This is a genomic window from Gluconobacter sphaericus (assembly GCF_016757795.1).
GTDB lineage: Bacteria > Pseudomonadota > Alphaproteobacteria > Acetobacterales > Acetobacteraceae > Gluconobacter > Gluconobacter sphaericus.
On record NZ_CP068419.1, the window covers coordinates 2,477,076 to 2,492,654 of the forward strand.

Sequence of the window (15,579 nt, forward strand, 5' to 3'; positions counted from 1 at the left end):
TCAGACGGTGAAGTATTTCGCCCGCGGGTTCAGCATTACAAGCGCGGATGTCGACTGCTCGGGGTGCAGCTGATAGCCGTCCGAAAGCGACACGCCGATGCGTTCGGCATCGAGCATTTTCAGGATCGGTTCCTGATCCTCAAGCCGCGGACAGGCGGGATAGCCGAAGGAGTAGCGCGAGCCACGATAAGACTGCGACAGCAGCTTCTCCATGTCGCGATCGTCTTCGCTGGCAAAGCCCAGTTCGGCGCGGATGCGCTTGTGGGTATATTCCGCCATGGCCTCCGCCATTTCGACCGACAGACCATGCAGGTACAGATAGTCCTGATAGCGGTTTTCCTCGAACCACACGCGCGCCAGATCGGACGCTTTCTGCCCAACGGTTACGACCTGAAGCCCGACCACATCGCGTACGTCATCGCTGATATCGCGGACGAAATCGGCGATGCACTCGCCGTCATCCTTGGGCTGGCGCGGCATGGTGAAACGTGCGGCTTCTGTCTTGCCGTCCTCTTCAAACAGCACGAGATCGTTCCCGTCGCCCGCCGCCTTCCAGTACCCGTAAATCGCCTGCGGCTTGATGATGTCCTGTTCAGCACTCAGCGTCAGCATGCGCTTGAGAACGGGGCGCAGCTCGATCTTGGCATATTCCATGAATTCGTCGAGCGAGCGGCCCTGTTTACGGAAGCCCCACTGAAACTGGTATAGCGAGCGCTCATTCAGGAACGGCAGAACCGCATTCGGGGTGGCTTCCAAAACGCGTGCACCCCAGAACGGCGGCGTGATCACAGGTTCGGAGCCGGAAATACGCTCACGCCGCGCCTTCGCGGCCTCACGGTCTACAATGCCGAAGCCGCGCGTCTCAGCAGTTTCGGGCGCACGTTCGGTCTTGCGGCTTGCCTGACTGGCCCGGCGCGTCTGGATCGCGCCGAGATAGCTGTCGATTTCCTTATTGGCGATCTTGTCCATCAGGCCCAGACCATCGAACGCGTCGCGCGCATAGGCCACGCGTCCCGGCTCACCTGCGCCATAGGAGCGCGCGCATTCTTCCTCGACGTAATTGCGCGTCAGCGCCGCGCCACCGAGGATGACCGGAACGTCAAAGCCCTGACGGTGCATTTCTGCAAGATTTTCACGCATAATGACCGTGGACTTTACCAAAAGCCCGGACATGCCCAACGCATCGGCCTTGTGTTCCTTCACGGCCGCAATCATGTCCGCAAGCGGTACTTTGATGCCCAGATTGATAACCTGATAGCCGTTATTAGTCAGAATGATATCCACGAGGTTTTTGCCGATATCGTGCACGTCACCCTTGACGGTGGCGAGCACCATCGTGCCGCGATGCTGACCTTCCGTGCGCTCCATATGCGGCTCAAGCCAGGCGACGGCGGTCTTCATCGTTTCGGCGGACTGCAACACGAACGGGAGCTGCATCTTGCCCGAACCGAACAGCTCGCCCACGACCTTCATGCCGTCGAGCAGAACATTGTTGATGATATCGAGCGGCGGCATTTCCGCCATCGCGTCTTCGAGATCCTGTTCGATGCCCTTGCGGTCACCGTCCACGATCCGGTCTTTCAGACGTTCCGCAGGGGTTTCGGCGCGACGCTTCTTGACGGCATCGGCTGCTTTGCGCCCAGCAAACAGCTCCAGCAGCTTCTGGAGCGGATCGTAGTCTTCGGTGCGACGGTCGAAGATCAGATCTTCCGCAACCTTGACCTCTTCAGCCGCGATCAGATGCAACGGACGGATCTTGGAGACGTGCACGATCGCGCCTGTCATGCCTGCTTTGACGGCATGGTCGAGGAACACTGAGTTCAACACCGCACGCGCGGCCGGATTCAGACCGAAGGAAATGTTCGACAGGCCGAGAATGATCTGGATGTCGGGGAATTTGTCGCGGATCAGCTTGATGCCCTCAAGCGTCCACTGGCCGAGCTTACGATCGTCTTCAACACCCGTGGCGATGGTGAAGGTCAGCGGGTCGATCATCAGATCAGACTGCGGCAGCCCGTATTGATTGCACGCGAAGTCAACCAGACGCTCGGCAATGCGCAGCTTGTCCTGCGGCTCTTTCGCCATGCCGACTTCGTCGATCGTGAGTGCAATCATCGCCGCGCCAAACTTGCGGGCCAGCTTCATGCGGGCATGTGCCTGCTCTTCACCGTCTTCGAAATTGATCGAGTTGATGATCGGCTTGCCGCCATGCAGTTTGAGCGCGGCCTCAATGACGGGAGTTTCGGTGGAATCAATCACCAGCGGCGCATTCACGGACGACGTAAAGCGCGTGACAATTTCGTTCATTTCGCGAACTTCATCGCGTCCGACGAACGCCGTGCAGATATCGAGCGCGTTGGAGCCCTCGGCGGCCTGTTCACGGCCGATGGCGACGCAGCCATCCCAGTCATTGGCTTCCTGAAGCTCACGCCATTTCTTTGAGCCGTTGGCGTTGCAGCGCTCGCCGATGGAGAAATAGCTGTTCTCCTGACGCAGCGGCGTCTGGGTATAGAGGCTGGAGACAGATGGCATCCAGACCGTACTGCGTTTGACCGGGGCAGGGCGCAGTTTCGTGCCGCCAAGGCGACGCAGCATCCCGTCCAGTGCCTGAATATGCGGTGTGGATGTGCCACAGCAGCCGCCGATCAGGTTGAGCCCGTCCTCCTTGACGAAACGCTCCATCCAGACAGCCATTTCTTCGGGGCTGAGCGGGTAGACGGTCTTGCCGTCCACAAGCTCGGGCAGGCCGGCATTGGGCTGCATGGAAATCAGGCCAGGCCAGTTTTCGGACAGCCAGCGCACATGCTCGCCCATTTCCTGCGGGCCGGTCGCGCAGTTCAGGCCGAGCGAGGGGACGTCCAGCGCCTGAACGGTGGTGGCGGCCGCGGCGATATCGGGGCCGACCAGTAGCGTGCCCGTGGTCTCGACCGTGACCTGCACGAAGATCGGTGCATCCGAACCGAGTTCGACCCGCGCAATTTTGGCGGCGTTCACGGCTGCCTTGATCTGAAGTGTGTCTTGACACGTTTCGATCAGGAACCCGTCAACGCCGCCATCAATCAGGCCGCGGCACTGTTCGATCAGACCGGCTTCCAGATCGTCGTAAGCAATGTTGCCCAGCGTCGGCAGTTTCGTGCCCGGACCGATGGAGCCCATAACATAGCGGTGGCGGCCATCCGAAAACGTCTCAGCGGCCTCACGGGCCAGCGTTGCGGCCGTGCAATTGATTTCGCGTGTACGGTCCTGCAGCCCGAACTCCGCCAGCGTGACGATGGAGCCACCGAACGTGTTCGTCTCCACCATGTCCGCGCCGGCTTCGAAGTAGCCGCGATGGATTTCGCGAACGAGTTCCGGACGCGAAAGGTTCAGGATTTCCGTGCAGTTTTCCTGTCCCCAGTAATCGCGCTCGACCTCCAGATCCAGCATCTGCACCCGAGACCCCATGCCGCCATCACAAAGCAGGACCTGATCGGCGAGGGCGTCAAGCAGATGGGGACGTGAGGACATGGGCAGAACGCTCTGTAGCTGTGGATGAGGGAATGGATATGGGGCCGGGATCGGGCTTGCGCTTCTATACACGGTCAGGGACAGGAGGGTGTAGCAAAACGGCTCTCCTCCGGCAAAGAGGCAGCACCATGAAAATGCTGCCCGCGCTGCGCAGGGCTGCTACAGAAGATCGTATGACGTCTTCCGGCACTGCACTGATCCCGCTGACCCTCCTGTCCGATCCGGCGGAGTGGTCCAGAGAGCGCAGACGCGACGCCCTGCTCATCGGTGATCCGGGGGTGGATGGTGGGTGGGGGGATGTGGCCGATATTCCGGCAGCCTCGCCTTTCATGAAACAGCATGCGGCTGGCTGTCTTTGCTGTACGCGTGACCCGGTGGCCATGGTTCTGGCGCAGGTGTTTCAGGATCGTGTGGTTGGCAGGCGTCCGTTTTTCCGCGAAGTCGCAGTTTTGCCCAGGATCGGAGATCTTGTGGCGGTCCGGCAACAGCTTGAAAATGACGTTCTCGTGCGCGCCCGTTACAGGCTTGTGCCTGGAAGGGTTTTTCAGATCGGGTCTATGCTCCTTGGGGACTTCGGGATAACTGGACGGCATGACGACTGACGCAGAACAGGATGGGCCGCTCCGGCAGCGCAAGAAGGACCGCACCCACGCCGCACTGGTGCGGGAGGCCATGCGCCTGTTCTCGACCTATGGTTACGAGGAAACATCGGTCGACGAGATTGCGGAAGCCGCGCAAATTTCGCGGCGGACGCTGTTTCGTTATTTCCCAGGCAAGGCGGACATCATCCTGGCCTGGACCAGCAGCGTGACCACGATCCTGACCGAGGCCATACGCGATGTCCCGCTGGATGTTTCGTTGCAGGATGCCGTTCTGGCCGGACTGGTGCCAGTCGTGGCGTGTTATTCGTCCGACAGAATGGATGCTTATGCTGTTGTCAGGCTTGTGGAAGGGACGCCAGCCCTGAGGGATATGGCCCTGCGCCGATATTCCGAATGGGAAGAGACGCTGGCCAATGCCCTGATTGCCCGCTTGCCCGCGACCGAAATGCCGTCTCTCGTGGCCCGTCTTCTGGCTCGGACGGCGATTGCGACGTTCCGGACCGCACTGGACGAATGGATGAAAACCGAAGGCAAATCCGATCTGGAAGCCATCCTGCGTCAGACGTTCACGCTCCAGCCCCTGCTATGGCAGGACGACTTCCCCCTGAGTTCCGGCTGAAAGTTTGGGCTGGACCTCTTCAGAGGTCCAGTTCGATGCTGAAGTGATAGGTGCGTGGCAGACCGGCGACGGCCGAGTTCGTGGCCGTGCTTACACCATTGATGCTCGAAGGATAGACGGATGCCCAGTAGCTCTGGTTCGTCACGTTGTTCACGCCGAAACGGAACACCAGGGGCTGGCCGTAAGCATGGGTTGCATAACGTGCACCCAGATCCAGGGTGACATAGGACGGCGCGAAGGTCGTGTTATACACGTTGGCGGCCCGGCGGCCCATGTAATGGACATTGGCGTTGACTGCGGCACCCTTGAGAAACGGCAGGCGGTAATCCAGCAGTGCGTTCGCCATCAGCGGTGGTACGCCCACGACCTGCTTGTTGGTCGTCAGTGATGATCCCGTACCCAGCATCTGCGCATCCAGCCAGGTCATACCACCGAGGAAGGTCAGATCGTCGGTGATGTTGCCGGAAGCCTGGAACTCGACACCGTAGTTCCGCTGCAGACCGTAATTGGCATAGACCTTCGTGATGGGGTCTGTGAAGCCGTACGGACGGGACATGCGGAAGCCGGCGATGTTCACCTGCATGCGCTTGGCGATCAGGATCTTGTAGCCAACTTCATATTCTTCCGAACGCAGCGGCGCCGTCACTTCATTGACGTTGACCGATCCGGCAGGTGCGATGGTACCGGCCTGCAGCGATTTGCCCCAGGTGAAATAGATGGTCTGGTTGTCAGTCGGCTTATAGAGAAGGCTCGTCATCGGGCTGAATGCCGCTGAGCGGGTGTAGCTGGACGTCTTGGTACCCGTCTTGGCATAGTTGTTCGTGCTCAGCCAGCTCCAGGCGAGAGAGCCCATGATCGACCAGTGTTTTCCAAGCGAAATGGTATCGCCTGCGAGAAGCGACTGGTTCATCGTGTCGGCGGATTTGTACCGACCGGAATAATAAGGCTGCGCGCTGGCGAAGCTCTTGGGATGACCGATCGTGGCCTCACCCAGAGTCAGGGTTCCGGTGGAGGAGGTGGGGTTGTAGTTCCCCATCATGTAGCCGTTCGTGCCAAGCTCAATCTGGTGGCGCAGGAGACCGGTGCGGAACTTGCCGTTCAGGTAGGCCATATTGCTGCCGGCTACGAAGTCGTTGGCCGTGAGTGCCGCGGAGATCGTCTGCTTGTACAGGCCGGCGGAGTTGAGAAGCTGGTTGGAGGTGCTGAAGACGTTACGGGCTGCGTTCTGCCACAGACCACCGAGCTTGAGGCTCCAGTTGTCGTTGAAGTTATGGATGATCTTGGCCATGGCGGTATCGGTTTCCATGTTGTAGCCCGCCTGCGGCTGGCCATAACCCTTTTGACTCAGATCCGGTGCCTGGGGCAGCTGGATCGCAGTGCTGTAGGCAAAACCACCCGGATAGCCGCGTTCGGCATAGGTGTACTGGCTGGCATCGATCTGGATAACGGTCTTGGGCGACAGGTGAATGTCGAAATCGCCGCTGACGAGATCACGCCGTAGATGCGAGCCTTCGACATAGCCTTCGCCGTTCTGGTTCAGTAGGTTCAGGCGATAGCCGAACCACTTGTTTTTGCCGACGCGTCCGGAGACATCGGCGCTTTCAATGGGCGCCCCAATGGAATCCGTACCTACGACGAAGCGCTCGGTCATGCGGTCCGTGGGGCGCTTGAGCGTGAAATCGAATGTGCCGGCCGGGTTCTGGGGGCCGTAAAGCGCGCCCGCCAGACCGTTGAGAACCTGAAGGCTGTCGAACTGCTCGGCCGCATAAGGTGTGGTGATGACCATGTTCAGCCCGTCCATGCGGGTGTTGGAAATCACATCACCTTCAAAACCGCGGGATTGCGGACGGCTGGTGTTTGGATCGCCGCGCATATCAAGCTGTGCGGACGGGACGTAGGCTACGAGATCGTTGATGTTGCGCGCCTGCTGGTTCACCAGCACATCATGTGGAACAACCATGATGGACATGGGTGTATCAAGAACAGAGCGCGTTCCAAGCGGTCCGAGTGCTACGTTCTTGGTTCGGTAATCGGCGGCTGTACCGGTGCCGTTGCGGCTATGAACCGTGATGTTCTCAGCTTTCGGGGCGGCAGGGGCGGCTTTGGTCGGTATAGCGGAATTTGCCGCTTTTTGCTTGGAAGCCGGTTGTGTCTCCGCTGCAAAGGCTGGCATACTGCTCAATACAGATCCGGAGAAGAGACAAAGCAGCAGGCGTGCGGATTTCATAAGCGGTTAGTCCCGATCGATCTATATCGTGTAGCTGGACTCCCCTCTCTACATTTTGGCACTTAGTGTCAAAATGATTCGCCTGCTTCAGTGATTCATCTAATGCGCTTTGTCCCTGGCTGTTTCCTGAAAGACACAGATGTGGCCGATTTTTTCGGTCTTCATCAATCCGATCCATGCTCTTCAGAACATCCTGCCAGTTATCCGTGCGCGGGCTTCTGGTTTTTAGTGCGTTGTAAAAGGCAGTGAAAAGCATGCCCTGACCGTAAAACCGCCTGAAGTGGCGCTGGTTATTATTGATCGCCGCATCGGCCGGCCAGAATGCTCTTGCCGCCGTACAAAACGATGTTCAGCGGTAAAATGCAGGAAGAGTATTCCTTCAGTCAGGCGAATTTGGGCGTACAGGACGTCGAATATTCCATGGCGGCGGTTGTAATGAACATTTTGTAGGTCTCACACAGGATAGAAATGGCATCCTTTGCGCCGGGCATGCCGATGAGTGAAGCAAAGAAATCTCCCTGATGCAGCACGGCTCCCATGACCGCATAGTCTTTAGGAAACACAAGATCCCTGAAGCGGCGTCCGCGCAGTTCGACATCGCTCCACTCATAGCCGCGGTTTTGCGGAACTGAGCACGTTGTGCAGAGGCTACATCGGCTAGGACACCATCCATATTGACGGCTAGAGCGGTTCCACTGAACTCTGAATCGAGAGGTGACACTGAAGAGGTCTTGTGATTCACCGTTTTCCTTGATGGAGACGGTGATGGCACGAGCATTGAGTGATGATCTTCGGGAGCGTGTTCTGGAAGCTGGAGTTGCGGGAGCATCTGCCCGCTCGATTGCGGCGCGGTTCGGAGTGGGGATTTCGACGGCGATCCGCTGGTTACGTCGGGAACGTGAGAGCGGCGAGCGGACGCCCCGTCGCCAGGGCAAGCCGCGCGGATCACGGCTGGACGCGCATGAAGCGTTCATTGCCGGCATGATCGAGGCGCAGAAAGACATCACGCTTCACGAAATGATAGCGCGCCTGGAAAGCGAACGGGCCGTCGGGATCGGCCGCAGCATGCTCAGTCGCTGGCTGCGGCAACAGGGATGGACATTCAAAAAAAGACCGCTCATGCACTGGAGCAGGAGCGTGAAGACGTTCTGAAGCGACGACAGGACTGGTTTGATCGCCAGCCTGACCTTGATCCGCAGCGTCTGGTGTTCATTGACGAAACCAGCCTCTCCACGAAGATGACCCGTCTGCGCGGGCGTGCCTTGCGCGGGGAACGTTGCCGCGCCGGTGTGCCGCACGGTCATTGGAAAACCACGACTTTCACCGGGGGGCTGCGTCTGACAGGCCTGACCGCGCCCTTCGTGCATGATGGTCCCATGAATGGCAGGATCTTTCAGGTCTATGTCGAACGCGTTCTCATCCCGACACTGAAGCCGGATGATATCGTCGTGATGGACAATCTTCCAGCGCATAAGCTTCCAGCGGCACAGAAGGCCATTGAGCAGGCAGGGGCGGAACTGATGTTCCTTCCGCCATACAGCCCGGACTTTAATCCCATCGAAATGGCTTTCTCAAAACTCAAAGCCTTGCTGCGCGCCAGAGCCGAACGGACTGTCGGTGCTCTGTGGGATACCGTCGGCGCGCTGCTTCCGGCTTTCACTCCCAGTCAATGCGCCAGCTTCTTTACAGCCGCCGGATATGAGCCAGATTAAAGTGGAACCGCTCTAGACGCAGGTGGAAGGAGATCATGGGACGTTCGGGAAGTAAGGTAAAGAGGTGGTTATTGGGAGTGACGAAAATAAATACTTCATTTAAATGAGTTGTTTGTTGTTGGTTTGATATTTTAAATATTAATCCACAATAAATATTATTTTTTTATATTTAAGTAATTATAAAAGGACCTCGGAAGCCGGTCGTAAGGGCGGACAGGCTTCTCATAAGTCTTAAACCGACCTGCGTTCAGGTAGGAAGCAACTCTGTCTCTCTGCGCGACGGCGGAAAAATCTGCCGTGGGGCTACCCCCCCCCGGCAGGCTTTGTGCGTTGGAGCCTTACTCCCTGCTGAGCGATCCCGTCCCGAAGGCCAGTCCGGCCGCCGCAATCAGCGCGGCATAATAGGCATCCGAATGACTGAGGGTCGCGTCCAGATAGCCGTTCTGGGCAATGCTGGTCTGGGTCAGGGAGCCTACGCCGCTGCGATAGGCGGCGGACGAGGCCTCAAAACTGGTGCGCGCGGCTGTTTCCAGCCTGCCAGATGCGGCATAGGCGCTCAGGCTGGTGCGGAGGGCATTTTCCGCAGCGACGATCTGCTTGACTGAACTGTCCACAGTCTGCCGCAGGGTCGCATCCGCACTGTCAGACTGGTCCTGTGCCTGTTTCAGAAGGGCGGCCCGGGTTCCGCCGTCAAAGATTGGTACGGTAATGCCGCCGAGGATCAGGCTGCTGAAGGCATTGCTGGACAGGTTGAGCGTCGGCGGCGCCTCGCTCCCCACGCCGGGAATGGAAGACAGCGCCAGACGTCCGGTGGTGTAGGCTACGTTGCCCGTCATGAAGATTTTCGGCAGGAACTCGCTGCGCGCTGCCTGAACCCGACTTTTTGCGGCCTTGGCATTGGCATAGGCGGCCAGAACGTCCGGCCTGCGCGAGACAGCCTGCTGTACGAACGCATCTGTCAGGCGCATGTCATCCAAAGCGAGGGGGCGGCCGGAAATATCCAGCATTTCCAGATTCGTGGCAGGAGAAATGCCGATGGCGTTGAGCAATTCCAGCCGGGTATTTTCTTCGTCACCTTCAGCCTGGACGAGCCGTAGTTCCGTCTGGGCCGTTGCCTGCCGTGCCTGTGAGACATCGACGATCGTACCCTGGCCCTGATGCAGTCGGGCTTCCGCGGAGGCTTCCACAAAACGCGCATTGTCCCGCGCCTGACGCAGGAGCCGCACCCGGCCTGCGGCGGCAGCGTGGGTGTAATAGGCCGTTGTCACGCCGTAGATGATCTTCTGATGGGCGGCGGTAAACAGAACGTTGCTGGCGATCTGTGCCTGTTTCGTGGCCTCGATGACGGCTTCGCGCTTACCGAAATCGAACAGCAGCCACTCCATGCCAAGCGTCTGAACTTCACCTGCGCCCGAAGTGTTGTTGCGCACGCCGCCCAGCGCATTTTCCAGCCCGCTCAGGCCCGAATTGACGATCCCTTCGGCCGCGCCTGCATTGCTGATTGTCGGGTTTGCGCCGTCATTGCGACTGTGACTATAGCCGCCCACCACGGTTGCGGTCAGGCGGGGTAGGTAGGCGCTACGGGCAATGCCGACTGCCAGAGCAGAATCCCGGGCAAGGTTCCAGGCCCGGCGTGTTTCCGGATTGGCGGACTGCGCAATATCGATCAGTTCCGCCAGCGAATAGGCATGCCCGTTCTGCACCGTAATGTTCGGGGCAGGGGGACGCACGCGGATTTGCGTATTTGATGGCAAGGTGTATCCGGCCGGTAGGTTCAGGGCATGCGGATTGTGTTTGCCGGGCAGAATTTCACCATTGGCTGCGATATTGGGCTGCCACGGTCGGTCGGGTGCTGCGGGCGCGCTGTCCAGAGCCTGTGTGGCGCAGGCCGAAAGTAGCAGAGGGGCCGAATATAGCGTGACCCGGATCAGGCGTGGAAAAGGACGGACAGGGCGGGTCATCGGGCAATCTGTTCCAGTCGTGCCATGCGGCCAGCAACATCGGCTCGGTCAGGCGTGACGAGCAGTTCTTCTGAAAGTTCTGCGGCGTCGTCGAGCGCGCGGCGCGTTGCTTCAAGCCGGGGTAGGTCGGCGCGCATATGAACGGGTTCTGACATGGCATATTCCAGTGTGCGTTCGCTTTCCAGAAGGGCGGACTGAGTACGAGCGACGGCTTCCGATCGGGCCTGTGGCGTTGAGGCGTTTGCCTGTCCGTTCAGACATTCCACAAGCTTGCGCAATCCCCCTCCAATCCTGTCAAAGGCGCTGGCGGGCCAGAAGCTCGTGAACATGGCGTAAGTGATGAAATTCCCCAGCATGATTCCCACGATCCGGTCCCGGGCAGTCGCCATGTCGGCGGTGGGGCCGTAGCCTTTCAGGTCCGTTAAGTAGAAAGCCAGTCCGATCTGGAAACCGGCATAGGCAATGCGTTCATCGCCGGTCTTGACCCAGGCTGCGATCAGGGAAACCAAGAAGACCAGCACCAGAAATCCAGTGATGCCATTCAGGTGTGGCATGACGAAAACGATGGCAGAAATCCCGAGCGCGCCCCCCACGAGAGCACCTGAAATGCGAAGGGTCAGCTTGGAGATCATTTCCCCCATCGTCGGAAGGGCGACGATAAAGCAGGTGATGATGCAGGTATGAATGCCCGGCCAGTCCAGAACCTTGAAAGTCAGATAGCTTAGCATGACCGCCGCTGTGCCTTTGACGGCAAAGCGGACATGGTCCGGATTGCTGAAGGCATCATCAGCCAGAAACCCCGATTTTTCCTTCTGTGGGGGTGCTTTTGCATCATCCGCAGGGGGCGGCGTAGCAAAATCAGGCAGCAGATCCGCGAGAGCGCAGGCAGTGAGGGATGCCTTGCTGATGGAGGGGCGCTCTATGGCGGTCGGATAATCCCCATCCGTGAAAATAGCGGCCATGTCTTCAAGGGGCTGGATCAGGCAGGCGGCATCGGGCTGCGATAGGCCGCTTCGGCTGGCTTCGTCGGCCAGGGCGAGGACGGCCACGCTGCTATTGGCGGCCTGTCTGAGGCACGCCAGATCGTGGGGGGACCAGATTTTTTCCAGCCCGGCCATTTTCGCCGATTTCATCATGTCTACTGTGCCGGCGCGTAGCATGTCCGTAGCCTGTTCGCGGATGCGCTCGTCCGGATTGCTCATGAGACGGCATGCCATGCGAAGACGCGCGGCAATGCTATCAGTCAGGATCCGGCGCGGTGACGGGCAGATCAGCAGGCCAAGCACGACCATGACCGCGCCTGGAACCGCGAGAAACAGGTCCGTATAAAGCAGCGCGCGCGTCACGACTTCGCCAACCGGGACCTCGTCGATCGCAATCAGGCCGTACACCGTGACCAGCCCAAGCATATAGGCCACAGGCTTAAGCTTGCTGGCCGAGCCCAGAAAGAAAAACATGAAGGATAGCAGGGCGATGACGATCACCAGTCCCATCGGATGATCCAGCGTCAGGCGGATCAGCCCGTAGATGATGGCCAGCAGGATCAGAACCGCGATATTTACCCCTACGCCGGTAAGCGCATTGGTAACGCGGTCTTTTTGCCATAGTGCCATCGTCGTGAGAGCCGGGACGGAGAGTTCTGGAACCTGCCAGATTTCCCCAACCAGCACCGTCGTTGTACATCCGGCCGCCATGCAAAGCGCATAGCCCATGCGTCCCGGAGCGGGATTGCACACCAGATGCCAGATGCGCGAAAGACTCAGCCCGGGGCGCATCAGGTCCGGACGTGGGTCCTCCATTGAACGGGCGGTTTCAGGGACAGGCAGCGCCATGCCGGATCTCGACCGTCGCGGTGGCGCCAAGCCGCAGCAGAAGGGGATTTGCCTTTTCCAGCCGGATGCGAACCGGGAAACGCTGCGCGACATGCACCCAGTCCATCTGTCGTGGCACGATTGGCAGGGAGCGCGCAATTCCAGCGGAATCTGCCGAGAGCACACCCCATCCAATGCTCTCGACATGTCCCCGAAGCGGCGTGCGCCGGTCGATCATGGAATGGACCGTCACGCAGTCCCCGATCTGCACGGCGTTGAGATTGATCTCGCGGATATTGGCTGTTGCGTACCATTCATCATCCGCAATCAGCGTGAACAGGACCTGCGACGGCGCCAGGACTTCGCCCGGTTTAACCCGTAAGCTGGTGACGTAACCGTCAACCGGAGCGATCACCGTGGTCTGTCGCAGTTCATAACGTGCATGATCGAGTGCCGCCTGACTCGCATCGCGCGCGGCGATCGAGCTTTTCAGATCCCCGATTGCGGTGGTCGCGGCAGCCGACTGGTTGCGGGACTGGGCCAGCGAAACTTCGGCATCATGCAGGGCAACACGAGCCTGATCATACTGCTGCCAGGGGATGTAGGATTTCCCTGCCAGAGGCTGAAGCCGCTGCACCGTGCGGGCTGCAAGATCACGGTTGTTCTGGGCCCGGACGACCTGATCGTCGGCAGTAGCAGCATTGGATGTCTTGATGCTCAGCAGACGTGTCTGGTTTTCGACTTCCGCGCTGGCCAGATCCAGATTGGCCTGCGCCTGCCGGACGATCAGTTCGTAGGGTTCAGGATCCAGCCGGTACAGCACGTCGCCTTTGTGGACATGTTGGTTGACTGAAACATCCAGTTCCCTGAGCCGCCCGCCTACGGTTGAGGCGACATGCACCATTTCCGCGTCGATGCTTCCGCTGTCGGAGGAGGGGTGGGTGCTGTCTTCGTGGGAGACGTGAACGCCGAACAGGACGGCCACCCCCACGCAGACAACCACTATGACAATGCCAATCGGCTTTTTGCTGGAGACTTGAATGCGCTGCACGGTCAGGGTCCGAATACCAGGGTCCACACGCTCAGTGCGGCGATGACGCCCAGGGCGACATAGGTGAAGAGACGGAAACTGAGCAGAGCATCGAGCCCCGTCAGCAGAAAGAGGACTCGCAGCCCAATGGATGTGGCGACACCAACGAGTCCGCAGACCATCCAGTCCGGAAAATAGGCGCCGGCAATGGGAAAGGACGGAGCGCCACGAAGAGAACATCCCGCTGTTGCCAGAAAGATGAGGCCGGAAAGGCAGGGGCTAAGGCGGGTAGGTCGCATGAGGGAATGAAAACTTTCGCGCGGCCATAACAGGGATTCGGAGCCTATCACATCCTTTTCCGAAAACCACAGTTCAGCGGAGGGGGAGTCGGAAAAGAAAACCGGAGTGTCGCGCGGAAGTTTCAGTAGACAGGATACTGTGAAGACAATGGTGTAGAACAATGACGGACAGGTTTTTCTCTTCAATGTTTCTTTTGGGGCTGCTGGCAAGTGGGCCGGCTTTCGCTGCCCGGCAGGACCTTGTCCTGTCGCCGGTCAATACTCAGGCTCTTCTGCATGCGCGCTCGGCCCTGACGGATATTGACGGAAACTTTGGAGACGTCTCCGGAGCACTGACTTACGATCTGGACCAACAGAGCTGTCACGTGGATATGACCATGAATGTCAGTTCCCTCAAGGTCGGTAGTGCTGTTCTGAAGCAAATCATGCTTTCGGGAATTATGCTCGACAGCGATGCCCATCCCGTCATGAAATATGTGGGAGACTGCCGTCCTAGGGTCGTCAGGGGGCAACTCCGGATGGAGCTTGCGGGAAAACTGACGATGCGCGGACAGACGCACCCGCTGCTTTTGACGACGGAGCTTCAGTTCCAGGGCAATACCCTGATGCGCATTGTCAGTCATGGTAGCTTTGATCAGCGGCAATGGGGTATGAGCACGCTTCTTCATTCGGTGGATCCCATGGTCCGTGTCGAGACCGTGATCCTCATGAAGTAATCCGCGCCATGCTTGAAGGGCTGCGGACCATTCGATAAGCAGGATCAGAAAAATCCCTGTTTCTCCAGCTTCTGGCCCTTTGGACATGACCTTGCGGACGCCCCTGATTCTTTCCTTCGGTAGCATCAACATTGATCTGACGGCCCGGTGCCAGCGGCTTCCGCGTCCGGGCGAGACCGTTCATGCCGATAGCTATGCGATCGGTCTGGGCGGCAAGGGGAGCAACCAGGCTGCCGCGGCGGCGAGACTGGCGCAGGCATTCGACGTGGACGTTGCATTGGCAGGGCGTGTGGGGTGTGATGCGTTCGGGGCTCAGGCCCGGGCCAGTCTTGCGGGGTTCGGGGTGGATCTGTCGCCCCTGCGGGATGATGCGGACCACCCGACGGGGATTGCCCTGATCGGGATAGATGCCGCGGCCGAAAACTGCATCACCGTTGCGGGTGGCGCGAACATGGCGGTGGATGAAACGGATATCGTGGCCGCGGCGCCCTGGCTGGATCGGGCGAAAGTCCTGCTGCTTCAGCTTGAAATCCCCCAGTCTGCCGTTTTGGCTGCGGCGCGTCGGACCCGGAGCGCGGGTGGCCTTGTCGTGCTGGACCCGGCTCCTGCGCCGGAGCATGGACTGCCCGAAGCGCTGTGGTCCGAGATCGATATTCTCACGCCCAATGAAAGCGAAACCTTCAGCCTGACCGGCATCCGTCCCACAACAGTGGAAGAGGCGCGCAAGGCTGCGGAAATTCTGTTGGCGAAAGGTGTTCGGGCGGTTTTGGTGAAGATGGGGGCGAAGGGCGTGTTTTGGCATGATGGGACCGGATCAGGTCATCTACCGCCATTCCGGGTTGTTCCGATCGATACCGTGGCGGCCGGAGACTGCTTCAACGCTGGGTTGGCCGTGGCATTGGCCAGTGGAGAAAGTCTGCCCGATGCTGCACGGATTGCGTCCGCCTGCGGAGCTCTCGCTACGACACGTCGTGGCGCGGCCGATGCTGCGCCGGAATGGAATGAGGTTGAAGCTCTGATCTGGGTTTGAAAAAACCCTGCTTGCGCCGTCTGTTTTTTGGTGGAGGTGCTTCGGCACAAAAAAAGCAGGACCCC

At 59.2% G+C, this 15,579-nt stretch carries 13 protein-coding genes; 6 read left to right on the forward strand and 7 right to left on the reverse strand.

Annotation, left to right across the window (positions count from 1 at the left end; all coding sequences use genetic code 11):
• Window positions 1–3,507, reverse strand: a complete 3,507-nt coding sequence (gene metH / locus IGS75_RS11735) for a methionine synthase (protein ID WP_202256929.1) — start codon at window positions 3,505–3,507, stop codon at window positions 1–3.
• Window positions 3,508–3,635: 128 nt separating this feature from the next.
• Here metH and IGS75_RS11740 point away from each other — a divergent pair, with 128 nt between their 5' ends.
• Complete coding sequence (locus tag IGS75_RS11740; protein WP_202256930.1) at window positions 3,636–4,109, forward strand: hypothetical protein; 474 nt, start codon at window positions 3,636–3,638, stop codon at window positions 4,107–4,109.
• The gene (locus tag IGS75_RS11745) at window positions 4,099–4,728 is read left to right on the forward strand and encodes a TetR family transcriptional regulator (protein WP_141351695.1); all 630 of its coding nucleotides are present in this window, start codon (window positions 4,099–4,101) and stop codon (window positions 4,726–4,728) included. Before IGS75_RS11740 ends, IGS75_RS11745 begins: the two co-directional genes overlap by 11 nt.
• 19 nt (window positions 4,729–4,747) lie before the next feature.
• Here the strand turns inward: IGS75_RS11745 and IGS75_RS11750 are convergent, their stop codons facing one another.
• A complete protein-coding gene (locus IGS75_RS11750) occupies window positions 4,748–6,955 on the reverse strand; it encodes a TonB-dependent receptor (protein ID WP_202256931.1) in 2,208 nt (735 codons plus the stop codon).
• 383 nt (window positions 6,956–7,338) lie between these two features.
• The gene (locus IGS75_RS11755) at window positions 7,339–7,494 is read right to left on the reverse strand and encodes a hypothetical protein (protein WP_202256932.1); all 156 of its coding nucleotides are present in this window, start codon (window positions 7,492–7,494) and stop codon (window positions 7,339–7,341) included.
• A 226-nt stretch (window positions 7,495–7,720) separates the two neighbouring features.
• Between IGS75_RS11755 and IGS75_RS11760 the strand changes: the two genes are divergently transcribed.
• Window positions 7,721–8,667 (forward strand): IS630 family transposase gene (locus IGS75_RS11760; protein WP_408876428.1). Its coding sequence is split into 2 segments (ribosomal slippage): window positions 7,721–8,057 and window positions 8,057–8,667, totalling 948 coding nucleotides; the frame shifts between segments, so codons are not numbered across the junction.
• Window positions 8,668–8,824: 157 nt separating this feature from the next.
• Entirely contained in the window at window positions 8,825–8,902 is a 78-nt protein-coding gene (locus IGS75_RS15860; RefSeq protein ID WP_408876497.1) for a KGG domain-containing protein, read from the forward strand.
• A gap of 103 nt (window positions 8,903–9,005) precedes the next feature.
• Here IGS75_RS15860 and IGS75_RS11770 read toward each other — a convergent pair whose 3' ends face one another.
• The 4 genes from IGS75_RS11770 to IGS75_RS11785 are packed head-to-tail and all read right to left on the reverse strand — an operon-like array spanning window position 9,006 to window position 13,768.
• Window positions 9,006–10,628 carry a TolC family protein gene (locus IGS75_RS11770; RefSeq protein ID WP_202256933.1) on the reverse strand — a complete coding sequence of 541 codons (1,623 nt, stop codon included), beginning with the start codon at window positions 10,626–10,628 and terminating at the stop codon, window positions 9,006–9,008.
• Window positions 10,625–12,403: an FUSC family protein gene (locus IGS75_RS11775; protein ID WP_408876498.1), complete on the reverse strand. Its 1,779-nt coding sequence runs from the start codon at window positions 12,401–12,403 to the stop codon at window positions 10,625–10,627. The genes IGS75_RS11770 and IGS75_RS11775 overlap by 4 nt, the downstream gene beginning before the upstream one ends.
• Before the next feature lie 37 nt (window positions 12,404–12,440).
• Window positions 12,441–13,490, reverse strand: a complete 1,050-nt coding sequence (gene mdtN, locus IGS75_RS11780; protein WP_202256934.1) for a multidrug transporter subunit MdtN — start codon at window positions 13,488–13,490, stop codon at window positions 12,441–12,443.
• Between the two features lie 2 nt (window positions 13,491–13,492).
• The gene (locus tag IGS75_RS11785) at window positions 13,493–13,768 is read right to left on the reverse strand and encodes a YtcA family lipoprotein (RefSeq protein ID WP_202256935.1); all 276 of its coding nucleotides are present in this window, start codon (window positions 13,766–13,768) and stop codon (window positions 13,493–13,495) included.
• 161 nt (window positions 13,769–13,929) lie between these two features.
• On the opposite strand from IGS75_RS11785, the gene IGS75_RS11790 reads away from it, so the two are divergent.
• Window positions 13,930–14,484, forward strand: a complete 555-nt coding sequence (locus tag IGS75_RS11790; protein WP_202256936.1) for a YceI family protein — start codon at window positions 13,930–13,932, stop codon at window positions 14,482–14,484.
• An 85-nt stretch (window positions 14,485–14,569) separates the two neighbouring features.
• Window positions 14,570–15,514: a ribokinase gene (locus IGS75_RS11795; protein WP_202256937.1), complete on the forward strand. Its 945-nt coding sequence runs from the start codon at window positions 14,570–14,572 to the stop codon at window positions 15,512–15,514.
• Window positions 15,515–15,579 lie beyond the last annotated feature (65 nt).